This is a genomic window from Bacillus sp. LR--39, assembly GCF_053613335.1.
Window position 1 is genome coordinate 1 of sequence record NZ_JBSIOT010000948.1, and the last position, 684, is coordinate 684.

At 48.8% G+C, this 684-nt stretch carries 1 protein-coding gene; it reads left to right on the forward strand.

What is annotated here, in order from left to right; translation table 11 throughout:
* Positions 1 to 69: 69 nt before the first annotated feature.
* A partial coding sequence (locus tag ACWHAR_RS27670) for an ABC transporter substrate-binding protein (protein WP_452088514.1) occupies positions 70 to 684 on the forward strand: 615 nt, incomplete at its 3' end.

Consider the following 684-nt stretch of genomic DNA (forward strand, 5'->3'; position numbering starts at 1 on the left):
TATCAGTAAAAGCGAAGTTGCGGCCGCTGTGGAAAAACTGGCTGGAAAAAATAACACGGGAATGGTGAGATGACAATGAAAAGTAAAATTTCTGCTTTATTTATTCTGTCTCTTGCAGCGGTGCTCCTCCTTTCGGGATGCGGCGGAAACGGAAGTCAGGAAAGCAAACAATCAGATACAGTCGTTATCGGCGTCTATGGGGGCGATTGGGAAAAACATATCAAGCCGAGCCTCGAATCTTTTGAAAAAGAAACAGGACTGAAGGTCAAAGTTGTCGCAGGGACAGACTCTGAGTGGTTCACAAAACTCAAGGCATCGAATGGCAGAAATGCTCCCTATGATCTCTTAATTCTGCAGCCGGACACGATTCACAGAGCGCAGTCGGCGGGATTGCTGGCACCGATCGATCAGGAAAAGGTTCCGAATGTCCGCGATCTGTACCACTCTGTTCAGAAACGCTTCACCGATGATGGAAAGCAGTATGCGGCCGGTTTCAGTATGGGACAGCTTGGAATTGTCTACCGAAAGGATCTTGTACCACAGGAGCCTAAGCGCTGGACGGATCTTTGGAACAGCAGCTATAAAGGTCATGTCGCCATATCATCGCCGGCTTATTCGGCGGGGCTTCAGTTTTTTGTAGGATTAATCAATGCCCAGGGCGGCCTGGAGTCAAACGGGAAAGAC